Source organism: Paenarthrobacter sp. TRD_SC_7 (genome assembly GCF_056156245.1).
Genome location: NZ_CM149587.1, coordinates 3,676,502 through 3,693,637, shown reverse-complemented (window position 1 = coordinate 3,693,637; position 17,136 = coordinate 3,676,502). Strand labels below are relative to the sequence as shown.

The 17,136-nt window shown below is 62.7% G+C and carries 13 protein-coding genes; 6 read left to right on the top strand and 7 right to left on the bottom strand.

Features of this window, described 5'->3' with window-relative positions; all coding sequences use genetic code 11:
* Positions 1 to 38: 38 nt before the first annotated feature.
* Positions 39 to 1,109 (bottom strand): Gfo/Idh/MocA family protein, encoded by a 1,071-nt coding sequence (locus tag AC0J5Z_RS17590; protein WP_475034805.1) that lies wholly within the window; start codon positions 1,107 to 1,109, stop codon positions 39 to 41.
* Between the two features lie 189 nt (positions 1,110 to 1,298).
* Between AC0J5Z_RS17590 and AC0J5Z_RS17585 the strand changes: the two genes are divergently transcribed.
* The 3 genes from AC0J5Z_RS17585 to AC0J5Z_RS17575 are packed head-to-tail and all read left to right on the top strand — an operon-like array spanning position 1,299 to position 4,304.
* Positions 1,299 to 2,393, top strand: a complete 1,095-nt coding sequence (locus AC0J5Z_RS17585) for an efflux RND transporter periplasmic adaptor subunit (RefSeq protein ID WP_475034800.1) — start codon at positions 1,299 to 1,301, stop codon at positions 2,391 to 2,393.
* 4 nt (positions 2,394 to 2,397) lie between these two features.
* Positions 2,398 to 3,126 (top strand): ABC transporter ATP-binding protein, encoded by a 729-nt coding sequence (locus tag AC0J5Z_RS17580; RefSeq protein ID WP_475034797.1) that lies wholly within the window; start codon positions 2,398 to 2,400, stop codon positions 3,124 to 3,126.
* The gene (locus tag AC0J5Z_RS17575) at positions 3,123 to 4,304 is read left to right on the top strand and encodes an ABC transporter permease (RefSeq protein ID WP_475034793.1); all 1,182 of its coding nucleotides are present in this window, start codon (positions 3,123 to 3,125) and stop codon (positions 4,302 to 4,304) included. The genes AC0J5Z_RS17580 and AC0J5Z_RS17575 overlap by 4 nt, the downstream gene beginning before the upstream one ends.
* A gap of 118 nt (positions 4,305 to 4,422) precedes the next feature.
* Here AC0J5Z_RS17575 and AC0J5Z_RS17570 read toward each other — a convergent pair whose 3' ends face one another.
* From AC0J5Z_RS17570 to AC0J5Z_RS17555, 4 genes are all read right to left on the bottom strand, one after another.
* Positions 4,423 to 5,520: a substrate-binding domain-containing protein gene (locus tag AC0J5Z_RS17570; protein ID WP_475034789.1), complete on the bottom strand. Its 1,098-nt coding sequence runs from the start codon at positions 5,518 to 5,520 to the stop codon at positions 4,423 to 4,425.
* Between the two features lie 53 nt (positions 5,521 to 5,573).
* Complete coding sequence (mmsB, locus tag AC0J5Z_RS17565) at positions 5,574 to 6,842, bottom strand: multiple monosaccharide ABC transporter permease (RefSeq protein WP_475034785.1); 1,269 nt, start codon at positions 6,840 to 6,842, stop codon at positions 5,574 to 5,576.
* A gap of 44 nt (positions 6,843 to 6,886) precedes the next feature.
* Positions 6,887 to 8,443 (bottom strand): multiple monosaccharide ABC transporter ATP-binding protein, encoded by a 1,557-nt coding sequence (mmsA, locus tag AC0J5Z_RS17560; RefSeq protein ID WP_475034781.1) that lies wholly within the window; start codon positions 8,441 to 8,443, stop codon positions 6,887 to 6,889.
* A gap of 129 nt (positions 8,444 to 8,572) precedes the next feature.
* On the bottom strand, positions 8,573 to 9,763 hold the full coding sequence (locus AC0J5Z_RS17555; protein WP_475034776.1) for an ROK family transcriptional regulator: 1,191 nt from the start codon (positions 9,761 to 9,763) through the stop codon (positions 8,573 to 8,575).
* 308 nt (positions 9,764 to 10,071) lie between these two features.
* On the opposite strand from AC0J5Z_RS17555, the gene AC0J5Z_RS17550 reads away from it, so the two are divergent.
* Positions 10,072 to 10,878: a carbon-nitrogen hydrolase family protein gene (locus AC0J5Z_RS17550; protein ID WP_475039769.1), complete on the top strand. Its 807-nt coding sequence runs from the start codon at positions 10,072 to 10,074 to the stop codon at positions 10,876 to 10,878.
* On the opposite strand, the gene AC0J5Z_RS17545 is transcribed toward AC0J5Z_RS17550, so the two are convergent.
* Both AC0J5Z_RS17545 and alr read right to left on the bottom strand, forming a co-directional pair.
* Complete coding sequence (locus AC0J5Z_RS17545; RefSeq protein WP_475034773.1) at positions 10,875 to 12,488, bottom strand: PucR family transcriptional regulator; 1,614 nt, start codon at positions 12,486 to 12,488, stop codon at positions 10,875 to 10,877. The two genes, AC0J5Z_RS17550 and AC0J5Z_RS17545, sit on opposite strands and share 4 nt — an antisense overlap.
* Entirely contained in the window at positions 12,478 to 13,707 is a 1,230-nt protein-coding gene (gene alr, locus AC0J5Z_RS17540; protein ID WP_475034769.1) for an alanine racemase, read from the bottom strand. The genes AC0J5Z_RS17545 and alr overlap by 11 nt, the downstream gene beginning before the upstream one ends.
* A gap of 110 nt (positions 13,708 to 13,817) precedes the next feature.
* Here alr and AC0J5Z_RS17535 point away from each other — a divergent pair, with 110 nt between their 5' ends.
* The gene (locus AC0J5Z_RS17535; RefSeq protein ID WP_475034766.1) at positions 13,818 to 15,329 is read left to right on the top strand and encodes an amino acid permease; all 1,512 of its coding nucleotides are present in this window, start codon (positions 13,818 to 13,820) and stop codon (positions 15,327 to 15,329) included.
* A complete protein-coding gene (locus tag AC0J5Z_RS17530) occupies positions 15,326 to 17,026 on the top strand; it encodes a flavin monoamine oxidase family protein (protein ID WP_475034762.1) in 1,701 nt (566 codons plus the stop codon). The genes AC0J5Z_RS17535 and AC0J5Z_RS17530 overlap by 4 nt, the downstream gene beginning before the upstream one ends.
* Positions 17,027 to 17,136 lie beyond the last annotated feature (110 nt).

Here is a 17,136-nt window from a genome sequence, read left to right as displayed (position 1 = left end):
CGGGTTAACTCACGACGGCGGCACGCGCCACGGGGGATTCACCGCGCGTCGTTGGGGTACCGGATGCCCAGCTGTGACCGCACGCCGTCAAAGAGGCGCATGACGTTGATGGAGTCCTCCAACGGCATGACCGGGCTTTCGGTAAGGCCTTGCTGGACGCAGCGGGTCACTTCCCGGAGCTCGTAGGTGTAGCCGATGCCCACAACGTCAAAGTGCTCGCGACGTGGCTCGTCCCAACCAATCCGGATCATCAGCTCGCGGGGGTTGTTCACCGAGCCCACGGTCTGCAGGAAACCGAGCCCGCCGGCCACCGTGGCGGTCCGAGGGCCGTGCGCCATCAACGACGACGTCAGCTGCGCATGTGCACCGGTGTCATAGCCGAGGGTCAGGGCGTTCTGGCTGTCCACGCCGTCCTCGTTGAGCGTGCCGATGGCGGTGACCGACTGCGGGAAGCCGAGCGTTCCCAGTGCCCAGAGCAACGGGTAGACAGTAATGTCCAAAAGCGCTCCACCGCCGTCATTGAGAGCCCAAATTCGTGCGCTGGGATCGTAGGGTGCCGGGAATCCGAGGTCGGCACTGACCCACTGGATCTGTCCGAGTTCGCCGGAAGCCGCTATGGAAAAGGCCCGCTGCATGCTCGGCAGGAAACGGCTCCAGACGGCTTCCATGAAGAACACCTTCTGCTCCCGTGCCAGCCTCACCAGCTCGGTGGCTTCGCGGGCGTTGATGGTGAGGGCTTTCTCGCACAGTACGTGCTTCCCGGCCCGCAAAGCGGCTGCGGCAATCTGGAAATGTTGAGCGTGGGGCGTCGCCACGTAGACCACGTCCACAGCGGGATCATTGAAGAGGCGCTGGTAGCCGGGCACGCCGTCGTCGTCCCCGTAGCCCTTGGTGAAACCAAGCGTGTGGACGAACGCATCCGCGGCAGCCTGTGTCCGGGAGCTGACCGCGTACAACTCGGCATCTTCCAGCAGGGCGAGGTCTTGGGAAACACTGTTGGCGATGTTGCCCGTGGACACCACGCCCCATCGCAGAGGCTGCCCGGTGGCTGCCCTGGGATCCTGGTTGGTCTGGGTGGAAAGCCAAGGCACGGCGATAGGAAGTGTCATGCCGTTCATCCTCTCATTTCCCGAAAACCAGCCCTAAGGGCTCAGGCAGCGGAAATCAAGACTGACGTCCCGACACGATAAGCAATCTGTCAAGTCATACGAATGCCCGGCGTACCCAAATTCCTCGCCTAGGCTTATGAAATCATCCCTCGCAGAGGTTCTGTGGGGAGTTACCGAAATGGAGCAGGGATGGGTACTTTTCGGCGCGTCATTTTGCCGGTTGCCTGGTTGTTGGTTTTCGCGATTATCGCAGTGGCCCTCGTCAAGATCGCCTTCGTGGACGGCTTGGAATCAGCCGCCGCCGAGCCGGCACCCTTGGCGCAGGTGGATATCCCGGTAGTCCCGGCCACCCGGGCTACCGTCACCAACACCGTGGAAATCAAGGGCACAGTACAAAGCGACGCCGCCGAGACCGTCCGCAGCACTTCAGCGGGCAAGGTCATCAAGATTTTCGTTGAGCAAGGTGCCACCGTGGCCGAGGGCGAAGCCCTTTTCCAAGTCAAAGCTGAGCGGACGGCCCAGGCCCCGCAGGTTTCCAAGGACGGCACCCCCACAACACCCAAGCCTGTGTACGACTACTTCGACATCATTGCTCCGAGCGCTGGAACCTTGCAGTCCCTGTCAACGCTCATTGACCAGCAGGTCACCGTGGGCGAGTCCGTGGGCAAGATCGATCCCGGAACTTACACTGTGGCGGGATCCGTCACGGCCGCGCAGCAGTACCGCCTGCTCGGTAAACCCGGTCCTGCGGAAGTCGCCTTGGTGGGTGGACCGGCGCCGTTCCAGTGCGCCGACGTGACGCTCAAGAACAACACGTCCGACGACGGCGGCGCCGCCTCGGGCGGGCTCGCCGCCACAGGCGGAGGTGCCGGAATGGGCGTCGGCTCAGCGATTGCGGGTCCCGGCGGCGGCAACCAGCCCGAAGAGGGCGGCACTCCCACGGGAACACTGAGCTGCCCGATCCCTTCAGGCCAGCAGGTGTTCGCGGGACTTGGTGCCACCATGACAGTCAGCGCGGGCGTTGCACCGGACGTTGTGACTGTCCCCCTGACTTCAGTGAAGGGCAGCGTCAAGGACGGGATCGTGTGGATCGCCGGCCCGGGAGGAACGGGCGCAGCTCCTGAGCAGCGCACTGTCCAGCTGGGTCTCAACGACGGCTCCGTAGTTGAAGTAACCTCCGGCCTGACTGAAGGCGAGCAGGTCCTGGAATTCGTTCCCGGGGCACCGGCCGTTCAAGGTCCCATGATGGGGCCAGGCCAGGCCGTCTACGGTCCGATGGGCTAACGGCATGGATGAAACAACTAAAGAAACTCTCGTCAGCCTGCGGTCAGTGACCCGGTCCGTCAGGCTCCCCGACGATCAGCAACTGAATATCCTCCGGGGCATCGACCTCGAGGTCCACAGCGGAGACCACACCGCCATCGTGGGCCGTTCCGGTTGCGGCAAATCGACGCTACTCAACTTGCTCGGCTTGCTGGACATACCGACGTCGGGGGAGCTGGAGTTCCTGGGCCAGCCCGCGGACCGGCTGGGCAACAATGCCCGCGCCCGTTTACGGGGCTCCACGGTGGGCTTCGTGTTCCAGCAGTTCAACCTGTTACCTGGCCGCACTGCCTTGGACAACGTCATTACGCCGCTGTTCTACGCCAAAGGCAAGGAGTTCTGGCGGCGTCGCGAGATTGCCATGGACATGCTGGACCGGGTTGGCCTCGCCTCCCGCGCCAACACCATGCCCAATATGCTGTCCGGTGGCGAACAGCAGCGCGTGGCCATCGCCCGTGCCCTGGTCCGCAAGCCGAGACTCATCCTCGCCGATGAACCAACCGGTGCGCTGGACGTGGAAACAGGGCAGTCCGTGATGGCCCTACTGGATACCGTGGCCACCGAAACGGCAGCCGCCTTGGTGACCATCACGCACGATACCAACGTGGCAGCCCTGGCCCGGGCCTGCTACCGCCTTGATTCCGGCGTGCTCAGCCCGCTGTCGGTGGCAGCGCCTGCAGGAGTCGGCGCATGACCGGCTTCATCTCCACGCTCGTAGAAGCGTGGCAGGAACTCCGCATCAACAAGGTGCGCATTCTCCTGGCGCTCCTTGGTGTCGCCTTGTCCGTTGCGGCGTTGACCTCGGTGGTAGGCGTGGGCAGTCTGGCCCGCGAAGGCATGAAAGTTCAATCCGAACGAAATGGTGGCCGGGTGGCCACACTGTCCCTGAACGTCCAAGGACAAACCATGCCCGACCCGGTGAAACTTGAGAAGGCCTACCAAGGTATTCAACAGCGCTACGGAATCACCACCTCCACCCACGTGAGCCAGACCCAAGCCGGCTTTCAGTTTCCCCGCGGTGTCACCACCGTGAACGTGTCCATCGTGGACGTCGGCTACGGCATCATCCACCGTGTCCCGCTCCAGCAAGGGAGCTGGTTCGCTGCCGACGACGGCACAAGGCTCGCGCCCGCCGTCGTCGTCTCTGAAACCTTTTACAACCAAGCGGGCAGGCCCAACCTCACTACCCACCCCACGGTGAGTATTCCCGGTGAACAGCCGGCCACGGCGGTGATTATCGGCGTCGTGCCTGATTCCTACCCGGACATGCCCCCTTCTGCCTTCATCCTTGCCGAGGGCGCGGCCATGGCCGGGATCAAGGCGCAGATGTCGGAGTTCAAAATGTGGGTTGGCGAGGAACAGGCCGGCTCCCTCACGGCAGCAATTGCCGCCGATCTTCAGGGCCAGTTCCCCGGCTATTACGCCCAAGCCAACCGCATGGACTATGCAGCATGGGGAGATCCGTTGGCCCCTGTCCAGCTGGTGGTGGGCGGGGTAGCCGGGCTGGTGCTCCTGCTCGGAGCCGTGGGGATGCTCAACATCTCCATGGTCACCGTGCGCTACCGGGTGCGGGAAATCGGCATCCGGCGCAGCTTCGGCGCTACCTCAGGGCGGATTTTCGTTGGCGTCATGATGGAATCCGTGGTGGCCACCGCAGTTGCGGGCCTGGCAGGAGTCATGCTGGCAGTGGCAGTGGTGAAGCACCCGTGGATCGAATCAAAGGTGGCACCGGGACTCACCGAATACCCGGCCTTCCCCATCGACGCCGCGCTGATGGGCTTTGGCGCGGCAGTCCTCGTGGGCGCACTCGCCGGAGCCATCCCGGCGCTGGTTGCGGTGCGGGTCAAGGTCATCGACGCGATCCGGTTCTGACCTCCTCGGTGAGCCTGCAGGGCATGGATGGTCCAGTAGATTTGAGCACAGAGAAAGCCCCGGCCCGCCGAATAGGCGGACCGGGGCTTGCTGTAAAGAGGTATTACTTGGTGACCAGTTACTTGGTGATCGGGCCGAGTACCGGATCGTCAACGTAAGCCGTCTTGACGTTCTCTGCCGTCACGATCTGCGGCGGGAGGAGGTAAGCCGGGACGGTCTTGACGCCGTTGTTGTAGGAATCCTTGTCGTTGATTTCCAGTTCCTTGCCGGCCTGGAGGTCCTTCACCATGGTGATGGCGTGCTCAACGAGCTTGCGGGTGTCCTTGTTGATGGTGGAGTACTGCTCGCCGGCGATGATCGACTTGACGGACTCCACCTCGGAGTCCTGGCCGGTCACGACGGGCAGGGGCTTGCCAGCGGCCTTGACGGACGTCAGCACTGCACGTGCCAGCGTGTCGTTCGGGGAGAGGACGCCGTCCAGAGAAGCGGTGCCGTAGCTGCCCGTGAGCAGTGTGTCAGCGCGACGCTGGGCGTTTTCTGCCTTCCAACCCTGGGTAACAGCCTGCTCGAACGAGGTCTGGCCGGAGACAACCTTGAGGGTGCCGTCGTCGATCTTCGGCTTCAGGACGCTCATGGCGCCGTCGAAGAAGACCTTCGCGTTGGCATCATCCGGGGAGCCGGCAAAGAGCTCGACGTTGTACGGGCCGGAAGGCTTCTTGGCCTTCATGCCGTCCAACAGGGCCTGACCCTGCAGTTCTCCAACCTTGAAGTTATCGTAGGCCACGTAGTAGTCCACGTTCTCGGTGTTGAGGAGCAGCCGGTCGTAAGCAATGACCGTGGCGCCGGAGTCCTTGGCCTGCTTGAGCTGCGTACCCAGCTGGGCGCCGTCGATGGCCCCCACGATGATGACCTTGGCACCCTTGGTGACCATGGCACTGATCTGGTTCTGCTGCTCGGAAACGCCGCCGTTGGCGAACTGGACGTCGGGCTTGAACCCGGCGCTGGTGAGGCCGTCGTTGAACAGCTTCTCCGCCAAGACCCAGTTCTCACTGGTCTTCTGCGGAAGTGCGACGCCGATCATCGAGTCTTTGGGGAACGCTTCCCCGCCTGCTGTGCTGCTGCTTGAGCCGCTGTCGGTGCGGCCGCAGGCTGTCAGCGCCAGTGCCGCGATGGCAGCGACTGCTGCTGCCTTTCCTGCTTTACCAAACATTCGCATATCTAGGTTCACTTTCTGTGTGGGTGGGGTGGAGCGAGTCTTGTGGAGATGGGTCAGGCTTCCTTGGAGATGACCTCTTTGGTGGAAGTGGTTTCGTCCGGCTTGATGTCGTTGTTGCGTTGGAAGCTCTTCATCAACATGCCGGTGATGGACCTCTTGCCTTGGGACTTGTTGTACACATCGAAGGCGACAGCTGCCAGGAGCACCAGGCCCTTGATGATCTGGGTGAGGTCGGCGCCGACGCCCAGGAGCTGGAGGCCGTTGTTCAGGACAGCCATCACCAGGCCACCAACGATGGATCCGATGACGGTACCGACACCACCGGTCACGGCTGCGCCACCAATGAAGACGGCCGCGATGGCATCGAGTTCCCAACCGACACCGTCAAACGGGCCGGAAGCTGTGGAACGGCCAACGAAGATCATGCCGGCCAGGCCAGCAAGTACGGACATGTTCATCATGACCAGGAAGTTGACCTTCTTGGACTGAACACCGGACAACTCGGCTGCGTGGCGGTTGCCACCCACGGCGTAAACGTGGCGGCCGAGGACTGTCTTGTCAGCGATGAAACCGTAGATGAGAACCAGCACGGCCAGGATGAGGCCCGGGATGGGGAAGGAGGTCCCGGGGCGACCCGTGGCGAACAGGTACGTTGCATAGAGGATGGCGCCGCAGATCAGGACCAGCTTGGTGACTTCAACCCAAAGTTCAGGGACTTCGGCGCCCAGCGCCTTGCTGGTGGCGCGGGCACGCAGGGACATGACGATCACGAACGCCGCTGCCACGATGCCCAGCAACAGGGTGAGGTTGTTGAAGCCGGTGTTCGGTCCGATTTCGGGGAGGTAGCCGGAACCCAGGAATTGGAAGTCTTGAGGAACGGGGATGGTATTGGACTTGCCCACGAACTGGTTGAAGCCACGGAACAGCAGCATGCCGGCCAGCGTCACGATGAAGGCTGGTATGCCCACGTACGCCACCCAGAACCCTTGCCAGGCGCCGATCACTGCTCCCAGGAGCAGGCCGAAGAGCACGCCTGCCCACCAAGGCAGGCCCCAGTCCCGCATTGCCAGGGCTACGAAAACGCCGACGAAGGCAGCCACCGACCCCACGGAGAGGTCGATGTGACCGGCAATGATGACCAGAACCATGCCGATGGCCAGGATCAGGATGTAGGAGTTGCCGTTGAACAGGTTGATCACGTTGCCGGGGGTCAGCGTGCGGCCCTCGGTGAAGATCTGGAAGAAGACGATAAGTGCCACCAGGGCGAAGATCATGCCGAACTGGCGGGTATTGCCACCAAATAGCTTCTTGAGCGCGTTCATTGTTTTGGTCCTTGTGTCAGGAAGGGGTGGGTCTGGGCCAACGGTCAGGCTGTCTTGCGTGCGGAAGTCATGAGCTTCATGAGGCTTTCCTGGCTTGCTTCGTTCTTGTCCAGGACGCCGGTGATGGCGCCTTCAAAAATGGTGTAGATGCGGTCGGACAGGCCCAGGAGTTCCGGAAGCTCCGAGGAAATGACAATCACTCCCTTGCCTTGGTTCGCCAACCTCTGGATGATTCCGTAGATCTCGAACTTGGCACCCACATCGATTCCGCGGGTGGGCTCGTCCAAAATCAGGAGGTCGGGATCAGTGAACATCCACTTGGCCAGCACTACTTTTTGCTGGTTGCCGCCGGAGAGCTTGGCTACGCCTTCCTCAACCGACGGGGTCTTGGTCCGCAGGGATTTCCGGTACTCCTCGGCCACGGAGAATTCCTTGCGGGTGTCCACCACCGAGTAGTTGCTGATCTTGTCCAGTGCCGCGGCAACAGTAGTGGTCTTGATGTCATCCAGCAGGTTCAGACCCAAAGACTTGCGGTCTTCAGTGACGTACCCAAGGCCGGCGTCGATCGCTTGACGGACGCTCCGGAGATTGACTTGCTTGCCGTCCTTGTAGACCTGACCCTTGATGAAGCGGCCGTAGGAATGTCCGAACAGCGAGCGGGCCAGTTCCGTGCGTCCTGCCCCCATGAGCCCGGCGAACCCAACAATTTCGCCCCGGCGTACGTAGAAGTTGGAGCCCTTGCAGATCAGGCGGTCCGAGATCTGCGGGTGTCCCACAGTCCAGTCTTTGACCTCGAAGAAAACCTCGCCGATCTTGGGCTCGTGCTCCGGGAAGCGGGACTCAAGCGTCCGGCCAACCATGCCTTTGATGATGCGGTCCTCGTCCACGCCGTCACGCTTGACGTTCAGCGTCTCGATCGACTTGCCGTCACGGATAATGGTGATCTCGTCTGCGATCTGCTCGATCTCATTGAGCTTGTGGGAAATGATGATCGAGGTGATGCCCTTGCCCTTGAGGCCCAGGATCAGGTCCAGCAGGTGCTGGGAGTCCGATTCGTTCAGCGCCGCCGTGGGCTCGTCCAGGATCAGCAGGCGAACGGACTTGTTCAACGCTTTGGCGATTTCCACCAACTGCTGCTTGCCGACGCCGATCTCCTTGATGGGGGTATCGGGATCCTCCCGAAGGCCAACGCGGGCCAGGAGTTCAAGTGAACGCTTGCGGGCTTCGGCCCAGTCAATCACTCCCCATTTGGTGGGTTCGTTGCCCAGGAAGATGTTCTCCATGATGGACAGTTCCGGGATTAAAGCCAGTTCCTGGTGGATGATCACGATGCCGGCTGCTTCGCTTGCGCGGATGTCCTTGAACTGCTGCGTCTCGGCCATGTACACGATGTCGCCCGTGTAGCTGCCGTAGGGGTAAACGCCGGAGAGGACTTTCATCAGCGTGGATTTTCCGGCACCGTTTTCGCCGCAGATGGCGTGGATTTCGCCCGCCATCACCCGCAGGCTCACATTCGACAAGGCCTTCACGCCTGGGAATTCCTTCGTGATCGAGCGCATCTCCAAAAGGATGGGATCACCTTGCGTGTCGAGGGATGTCATCAGCCCTTACGCCTCCAATGCATGACTTCGTTGTCGGCCCCGCAATGGCGAGGCTGTCTGATGAAAAAGTAAACTGGATCACCCGTCTTGTCGTCAAGACTTGAACGCATGATCCAGCTAACGATTTCGTTACCTACCGGTAATCCCGGCGTGTTGGAACACTAATGCTGCCGCCCCAAGGGCTTCTGCGCGCGCCCCGAGGGAGGACATGGCGAGGTGGGTTGTCTCGCCCACCACAGGTACTGCGTGCCGGACCAGGCCCCTGCGAATGGGGTCCAGGAGGAGGTCCCCGAGGCCCGCCAACGGGCCACCTACCACAATGACTTCAGGATTAATCAGGTTGGAGACGTTGCCCAAAGCACGGCCAACTGCCAGCCCTGCGTCGTCCACCACGCGCTGTGTTGCGGAGTCGCCGGCGAGGCAGTTCCGGACGATGTCCTGTGGCGTCAAGAGCGTCTCCTGGCCGCGCCCCAACAGCTCGATCATGGTAGTGGTGGACGCTATCGTTTCGAGGCAACCTCTGTTGCCGCACCGGCATACCAGCCCATGTTCGTGGATGGTTGCATGGCCGATTTCGCCTGTGATCCCTACATTGCCGTAGTAGGGAAATCCATTGAGGATAAGCCCCGCTCCGATGCCCGAGCCGATCTTGAGGAACATCAGGTTTGAGACTCCGCTGTGCGGCCCCCACGTCACTTCGGACAACGCGCCCAAATTCGCGTCGTTGTCAACAAAGACGGGGCAATTCAGCGCTTCCTCCAGCCGACGGAGGATGTCGATGCCTACCCACTCGGGCAGGATGGCGCCCTGCGCTACCGTGCCGGACCGGCGGTCGATGGGCCCTGGAATTCCCGCTCCCGCTCCCACTACGGCAGTGCGGTCGATGCCGTTTTCCCGGAGTAGCTTTTCGAGCAGTTGGACTGCGGCTGCGATGCCTTCTTCCGCTTGGTGACCCAGCGGCAATTCAATGTAATCCTCGGCAATGACGTGATAGCCCAGCGACGCAAGGACCACCCGCAGGTGGCGGCGCCCAAAATCAATTCCGACGGCGACGGCACCGTTGCTGTTCAGCCGCACGTTGGTTGCCCGGCGGCCCGAGCTCGTGGTGGGTTCCGTGGAAACCAAGCCTGCATCCTGCATGATCTTCACGATGTTGGAGATGGTGGCCGTGGAAAGTCCGGTCTGGCGTGAAAGCTCCGCTTGTGTGGACGGCCCGCTCAGCAAACATTCGATGATGCGCTGCTGGTTAAGGTGGCGGAGCGCGGACTGCGAGCCGGGTTTTCTTGGATGGCTCTTCGTTGAGCGCTGCGTAGCGGGCATGACAAGAAGATTGCCCCACAATCAACCTTGCAGTCAAGAAGTGAACACAGCGAGTCATCCCTGCGCGACATTCTCCAACGCAAGAACATCGAATACGTACCCCTTGCGGGGCCCGATATGCGCTCTAATTCCGACTTTTATCGCGCAGAGCGGGACTCGCAACAGGCAAGTTGCGTGCATTGCGTCCCACTTTGGAAGTGTCCGGGTCCAATTGCCTCACCCTGTCTATGCGTCCCACGCCTACGCTGGAAATGAGAAACTTCCCGGGCACTTGTATGAGCACGGGACCAGGCGAAAACAAGGTGGTAATGATGCTGCTCTCAGTCCTTCAGGCGAACGCTTCCGTCATGGACGTTGAGGCGAACCTGCGCACAATCGACGACGCCGCACGGCGCGCCGCGCACGCCGGGGCCGGGCTGCTCCTCACACCGGAGCTGTTCCCTGTGGGCTACGCACCGCTGCGCCTCCATGCCGAACTGGACCCTTCGAAGCTGCCAGGCATCCGCGAACGCCTTGCCGACATCGCCCGTCGGCACAGCGTTGGCCTGGTCTACAGCCTCCCGGCAGTCGCCAGCGGTGGGAACGCCTGGCATATCACCGCCACCCTCCTGGATGCCAAGGGCAACGAGGTCCTCAACTATGCCAAGGTGCATCTCTTTGGCGCGGAGGAAGATAAGGCCTTCGTCGGCGCCCAAGAACCCCCCGCCGTCGTGAATTTCAACGGGATCCGGACATCGATGCTGATCTGCTACGACGTGGAGTTCCCGGAAGCCGTGCGGGCAGCGGCCACGCGCGGTGCCGAACTCCTGCTGGTACCAACAGCCCTTTCCGCCGGGTTCGAGAACGTGCCGCAGGTCCTGATCCGTGCCCGCGCGCTGGAGAGCCAACTTAACGTGGCCTATGCCAACCACTGCGGACACGAGGACATCTACAACTTCCTGGGCGGCAGTGTTGTTGCCGGACCTGACGGTTCGTTGCTTGCCGCTGCGGGGGAGTCGGCTACCTTGTTGTTCGCTGAGGTCGGCACTGCGGCCGTAAAAACGGCACGCGATGAGGTCCCTTACCTGAATGAACGCCGGCCTGAACTCTATGAGGAGTGGGACAAGGGCGCCTAGCCGTCCGTCCCATCAACAGGAAGCCCGGCAAGCAGCTCGTCCACGTACTGCAACGCAAACCACAACTCGGCCCGAACCTGCGCCTGGTTGAGGTCCATGTCCAGGAGTTCAGCCAGCACGCCGATCTGCCGCCGCACACTATTTCTGTGCAGCCCCAGCAGCTTGGCCGAACCGTCCCAGCTGCCGTTTTCGGTGAGCCAACCCCGCAGAACACCCAGAAGCGGCTCCCGCCGGTCCGGTTCAAGCGCGAGCACGGGCGCAAGGAGTCGACCGGCCAGCATGGTGCCGGCCTCGCGACCCAAGAGACCGGTGACTGACCATGTCACTTCGTCCACGCGTGCGCTCTTCCGAGTAGTCGCCACTCGGCTGCGCAAGGAACTCGCGCGCTGGTAGGCGGCGGCAAGGCCGGTGAGTTCCGTCGGTTCGCCAATGACCAGGCGCCACCCCAGTTTCTCGATGTCGGCAACAAGGGCATCATCCACCTTCAACCGTGTAATCGCGGCGAAACCGTACTCGGTGATCTCGACGAGTTTGGTGTCGAACAGCCTCCGCCATTGCAACAGCTCCCTGACCGGACCGTCGTCCACCGCACCGTCCACCTTGACGCCCTGCACCACCCGCATCTGTGCCGACCTGGTGGAGGACAAACTTTGGGCAAGCAGGTCCTTGAGCCCATTGACGTGCTTGGTCCCACCTGTGGCCAAGGAATCCGGATGAAGCAGCACGGCAGTAGCCAGCTGGCTCGGTGCCAACGAGCCACTGGTCCGCTGCCGCACCAGAAGCTCAAGCAAACCCACGGCAGACTGCACCACACTGTTTTGTGCAGGCGTCAACGGCGCATCCGAGCCGAGGATCAAAGCCCCAAGGTTGGCATCTTTGGTGCTGCGCAACGGATGCCCGAACACCAGTGCTGATCCCGGCTGGTCGAATCCGTCCATCTCTACACGGGGGCCGCTGCCGGACAGCAGCCGCTCCAGTAGGGGTGCCAACAAGGAATGCTCGACGCCGCTGCTGCCGCCGGCGTTGTGCCCGCGCGCGCGGACCCGTCCGTCAGCGCCCACGAGAACAGCCCAGACGGGTACCCTCTGCACGAGAGCGGCAAGCAGTTCGTGCTCGGGTCTGGGGGAGAGGACCGCACGCATGAGCTTGCGATTGGTGTCCGCCAGGTGCCGGAAGACCCTCGCGTTGTCAGACTCCAGGAGCTGGGAGAACTCCAGTCCGATCGCCGCGAACGGAACAGACTCCGGTACCTCGAACAAGGTGAGGTTGTGCTTGCGGCAAGCCTCGAGCAGGACTTTAGGGACGGCATCAAAGTATGGCCTGATGCCGAACCCGAGTGCCGCCACTTTCGCGGCCACCAGCCGCCGGACATAGGCATCTACCTTGGCCGCCGAGCCGCCCTCCCCGAGGAAAGGCAGCCCTGCGGTCAACAGGAACTCGCCCTCCGGGAGGTACGGCGTGGGGTCCTCAAGCTCACTCGGTTCCACCCACCGCAGCAGCGAGGCGCCGCTGCCGCCGTCGTGAAGCATTTTCAACTCCGGCGGCAGTTGCTCCAGGAACTGTTCGAGCGTGACGAAACTCAGGCGGGCGGTGGCGGGCTCAGGCGACATTGCCCTGCCCGGCGGCTGCCGGCTCCTGGTAGTCGGGGCACTCGTAAGCGGTAGCGTACGCGCGGGGAAGGCGCGGAGCGATCCTGTTGATGATTTCGTCGCCGTGGCTGCCGATCGCGGCGCCCCAGTCGTCGGCGCTCGCGGCCCCGCATGCCGGGTCACCGAACAGCACGGCGGTGTCGCCGACGTCGATTCCCGACGCGTCCGGGCCCAGGTCCACCATGAACTGGTCCATGCAGACCTTGCCGATCACGGGCACGCTGCGGCCAGCGATGTTCACCACGGAGCGGCCGCTGATGCCCTTGGGGATGCCGTCCGCGTAGCCGAGCGGGATGAGTCCAAGGTATCGGGGCTCGTAGGTGATCGCTTGGTGTTCGTAGCTCACGCCTGTGCCGGCGGGGACCTTCTTGACCATGACCAGCGGCGCCGTCACGCTGAGCGCCGGCCGCAATCCGAAGTCTGCCGGGTTGAGGTGGTCGGCCGGAGCGAGGCCATAGATGGCCAGCCCTGCCCGGACCATGTCGAAGTGGAACTCGGGCCGGTCCAGGATGTTGGCAGAACTGGAAACGTGCCTGAGCTCCGGATCCAAACCTGCTTCGCGAGCCTCGCGGACAGCGTCCTCGAACTCGGCCACGGCAGCGGCGTTACCGGGGTGTGCGGGAACATCGGCCCAGGCCAGGTGGGTCCAGAGACCGCGGACACGGAGGGTCCCGTCCACTTCCGCTTGCCGTGTCCGGGCTACGAGTTCAGCCCAATCTTCCTTGCGCGCGCCGCCGCGGCTCAGGCCGCTGTCCAGTTCCAGGTGTACGACGGCGGGACGGCCAAGGCGTCCGGCGATGCCTACCAGCACCTCAAGTTGGCCGACGCTTCCGAGGGAAACATCGACGTCGTTTTCTAGGGCCTCCAAAATGGTGGCGCTTGTCTGGGATGCCAGATATAGCCACGAGAGGATGGGAACCGTGATGCCTGCCTGGCGGAGTGCGATTGCTTCGGTGAGCTGGGCCGTGCCGAGCCAATCCGCTCCGGCATCGACTGCGGTGCGGGCAACTTCCACCAGTCCATGGCCATAGGCGTTGCCCTTCACCACAGCCATGAAGCACGGCGCCTCGGTGCGCTTCTTCAGGGCCTTGACGTTGTCTGAAATGGCGGACAGGTCCACAGTGACCTGTCCGGAGAGGGCCGCCGGAGCGGTCGCTTGATAGTGTGCATTACGTCTCATGGTTGAACACTATAGGTCATTTTGCACCGCGGTGAGAGGTGGCTCACATGCCAGTCTTGTGGAGGGGAAATCGAAACTACTTTGAAGGGACGTCAAGGGTGACTGTGCCTGTGAACACTAAAAATCCGGCAGCAAGCGACGCGAGGCCGAGCCTCGGCGCGCAACTCCTACGCCGCAAGCCCATTGGCCAGATGGTCAGCGAAGCCGGAAGCAGCGAGGGCGGAACGCCGCTGGTCCGCAGCTTCGGAGTCTTCCAGCTGACCATGATCAGCGTCGGCGCCACACTCGGCACCGGCATCCTGGTGATCCTTGGCGAATCCGTGCCGCTGGCGGGTCCGGCTATCTGGATCTCCTTCGTTGTTGCCGGCCTCGCCGCACTGCTCTCCGCCGTGTCCTATGCCGAAATGGCTGGGCTCGTCCCTGTGGCAGGCTCCAGCTATTCCTACTCCTACGCCACCATGGGCGAGGGAATGGCCTGGATCTGCGGCTGGTGCCTCGTGCTGGAGTATGCGGTCTCCGTAGCCGCAGTTGCTGTGGGCGCAGGGCAGTACGTCAACGAGACCTTGGCAGCCTTTGGACAGTACCTGCCGGACGCGATGAGCCAGCCGCCAGGGGACGGCGGACTGGTGAACGTGCCCGCCATGGTGATCGTGATCCTGGCTATGCTGCTGCTGGTCCGGGGCGCCCGCGAGAGCGCCTGGATCAACACGGCGATCGTCGTTATCAAGGTTGGCATTCTGATCTTCTTCTGCGCGGTAGCGTTCACTGCATTCAGCGCCGGCAACTTCGAGCCGCTCCTGCCCATGGGTGCTGCTGGTGTTTCAGCCGCCGCATCCAGCGTCTTCTTCTCATACATCGGCTTCGACGCAGCCTCCACTGCAGGCGAGGAAGCCAAGAACCCCAAGCGTGACCTGCCCCGGGCCATCATGCTCTCCATGGTGATCGTCACCACCATCTACGTGCTGGTTGCTGTTGCAGCTATTGGCGCCCGCCCATGGGGTTGGTTCGACGGTACGGAAGCTGCCTTGGTCCAAATCCTGCATGAGATCACCGGCCAGCCGTGGATCGCTTTGGTCTTCTCTGCCGGTGCCGTACTTGCCATCGCCAGCATCGTGCTGACTGTCCTCTACGGCCAGACACGCATCCTGCTCTCGATGTCCCGCGACGGCATGATGCCCAAGATCTTTGGTCGTGTCTCACGCCGCACCGGCACTCCGGTGGCCGGAACGCTCATTGTGGGCATCGCCGTCGCCATTGCCGCCGGCTTGGTCCCCCTCGGTGCGCTGGCGGACGCCACCAGCATCGGCACGCTCTTTGCCTTCGCGCTGGTCAACGTGGCCGTCATCTACCTGCGGCGCAACCGACCCGATCTTGAGCGAAGCTTCCGGGTTCCGCTCTACCCCATCACGCCGATACTGGGCACACTGATGTGCGCCTACTTGATGCTCAACCTCGGTGCCGATACTTGGATCACCTTTGGTGTTTGGATGCTGGTGGGCATCGCCATCTACTTCGGCTATGGACGCCGGAACTCCAAGGTAGCCGCGCTCAGCGAGCAGGACTACCGTGAACTAACGGCCAGGGCAGTAAGCCCGGAAACTGTGAAAGCAGCTAAGTCATGACCATCGCCACAGAACTCCCGCTCGTCGAGGCGCCTGCCTCGGACACGACCGGAGCCCCCATCACCATGCTGAACCCGGACTTCCCGTTCAGCTACGACCACTACCTGGCACACCCCGACGGGCTCGGCTCAGTCCCGGAAGAGCTCTACGGCACGGAAGTAGCCATCATCGGCGCCGGCCTGTCCGGCCTGGTGACCGCCTACGAACTGATGAAGCTTGGCCTCAAGCCTGTCATCTACGAGGCCGACCAGATCGGTGGACGCCTCCGCACTGCGAGCTTCCCATCAGCGCCCGGCGTCGTGGCGGACCTTGGCGGCATGCGCTTCCCGGTTTCCGGGAAGGCTTTCTACCACTACGTGGACCTGCTTGGCCTGGACACTCAAGACTTCCCGAACCCCATGGCACCGGCAACCTCCTCCACGGTGATCGAACTCGCGGGCAAGAAGCACTACGCCACCACTGCTGACGAGCTGCCGGAGTTCTTCCGCGAAGTAGCCGACGCGTGGAAAGCAGCCGTCAACGATGGCGCGGCCTTCGCCGAAATGCAGGAAGCCATCAAGGCCCGCGACACCAAGCGGATCAAGGAACTCTGGAACGCGCTCCTCCCGGAACTGGACGAGCAAACCTTCTACGGCTTTATCGCTGCCAGCAAGTCCTTCAAAGAGGCGGGCTTTGCGCACCGCGAGGCATTCGGCCAGGTGGGCTTCGGTACGGGCGGTTGGGATACTGACTTCCCCAACTCCATCCTCGAAATCCTCCGCGTGGTCTACACCGACGCCGACGATCGGCACCGCTCCATTGCGGGAGGAGCGCAAAGGCTCCCCGAGGCACTTTGGAACCACGCGCCGTCGGACCTTAAATACTGGCCGCAAGGCACCTCGCTCGCGTCCCTGCACTCGGGCTCGCCCCGCGGAGCCGTGGACAACATCCGCCGGGCAGAGAACGGCGACCTCCTGGTGCGCGAGAACTGGGGACGCGAGGCCACGTACCAAGCCGTGGTGACCACCTGCCAGTCATGGCTGCTATCCACCCGCATCCACACTGAAGAGGCCCTGTTCCCGGCCGAGCTGTGGACCGCGATCGAGCGCTCGCACTACATGCAGTCGTCCAAGACCTTCGTGATGGTGGACCGCCCCTTCTGGAAGGACATCGACCCGGAGACCGGCCGCGAAGTCCTGTCGATGACCCTCACCGACCGCCTTAACCGGGCAACGTACCTGCTCGACGACGGCCCGGACAAGCCCGCTGTCATGCTCCTGTCCTACACGTGGAACGACGACGCCCTGAAATGGCTCGCACTAACTGCAGAGGAGCGCGTGAAGCTCATGCTGCACTCCTTGGAACAGATTTACCCGGGCGTAGACATTGCAAGCCACATCGTGGGGCAGCCGATCACGGTGTCCTGGGAAGCGGATCCCAACTTCATGGGCGCCTTCAAGGCCAACCTGCCCGGGCACTACCGCTACCAGCAGCGCCTCTTTACGCACTTCAAGCAGGACCAGTTGCCTGAACATCAGCGGGGCATCTTCCTCGCCGGGGATGACGTGTCCTTCACCGCCGGCTGGGCAGAGGGTGCTGTGACTACGGGCCTCAACGCCGTGTGGGGAGTGGTGAAGCACCTGGGTGGTTCGTCAGATGCCGGAAACCCGGGTCCGGGTGACCTCCTGGACGAGCTCGGCCCGATCTCCCTGGACTAGCCTCCTTACGTTGCGAGGCCCGCTCTGCGCCCCAAACCCAATCGCAGGGCCCACACCGCCCGGGTTCCCTGGCTGAGCTTGCGAAGTCAGGGAGGCGGTGGGGACGCAGA

Coding starts and splice junctions, on each gene's coding strand:
- AC0J5Z_RS17590 (WP_475034805.1), bottom strand. CDS start 1,109: ATGACACTTCCTATCGCCGTGCCTTGGCTTTCCACCCAGACCAACCAG.
- AC0J5Z_RS17585 (WP_475034800.1), top strand. CDS start 1,299: ATGGGTACTTTTCGGCGCGTCATTTTGCCGGTTGCCTGGTTGTTGGTT.
- AC0J5Z_RS17580 (WP_475034797.1), top strand. CDS start 2,398: ATGGATGAAACAACTAAAGAAACTCTCGTCAGCCTGCGGTCAGTGACC.
- AC0J5Z_RS17575 (WP_475034793.1), top strand. CDS start 3,123: ATGACCGGCTTCATCTCCACGCTCGTAGAAGCGTGGCAGGAACTCCGC.
- AC0J5Z_RS17570 (WP_475034789.1), bottom strand. CDS start 5,520: ATGCGAATGTTTGGTAAAGCAGGAAAGGCAGCAGCAGTCGCTGCCATC.
- mmsB (WP_475034785.1), bottom strand. CDS start 6,842: ATGAACGCGCTCAAGAAGCTATTTGGTGGCAATACCCGCCAGTTCGGC.
- mmsA (WP_475034781.1), bottom strand. CDS start 8,443: ATGACATCCCTCGACACGCAAGGTGATCCCATCCTTTTGGAGATGCGC.
- AC0J5Z_RS17555 (WP_475034776.1), bottom strand. CDS start 9,763: ATGCCCGCTACGCAGCGCTCAACGAAGAGCCATCCAAGAAAACCCGGC.
- AC0J5Z_RS17550 (WP_475039769.1), top strand. CDS start 10,072: ATGATGCTGCTCTCAGTCCTTCAGGCGAACGCTTCCGTCATGGACGTT.
- AC0J5Z_RS17545 (WP_475034773.1), bottom strand. CDS start 12,488: ATGTCGCCTGAGCCCGCCACCGCCCGCCTGAGTTTCGTCACGCTCGAA.
- alr (WP_475034769.1), bottom strand. CDS start 13,707: ATGAGACGTAATGCACACTATCAAGCGACCGCTCCGGCGGCCCTCTCC.
- AC0J5Z_RS17530 (WP_475034762.1), top strand. CDS start 15,326: ATGACCATCGCCACAGAACTCCCGCTCGTCGAGGCGCCTGCCTCGGAC.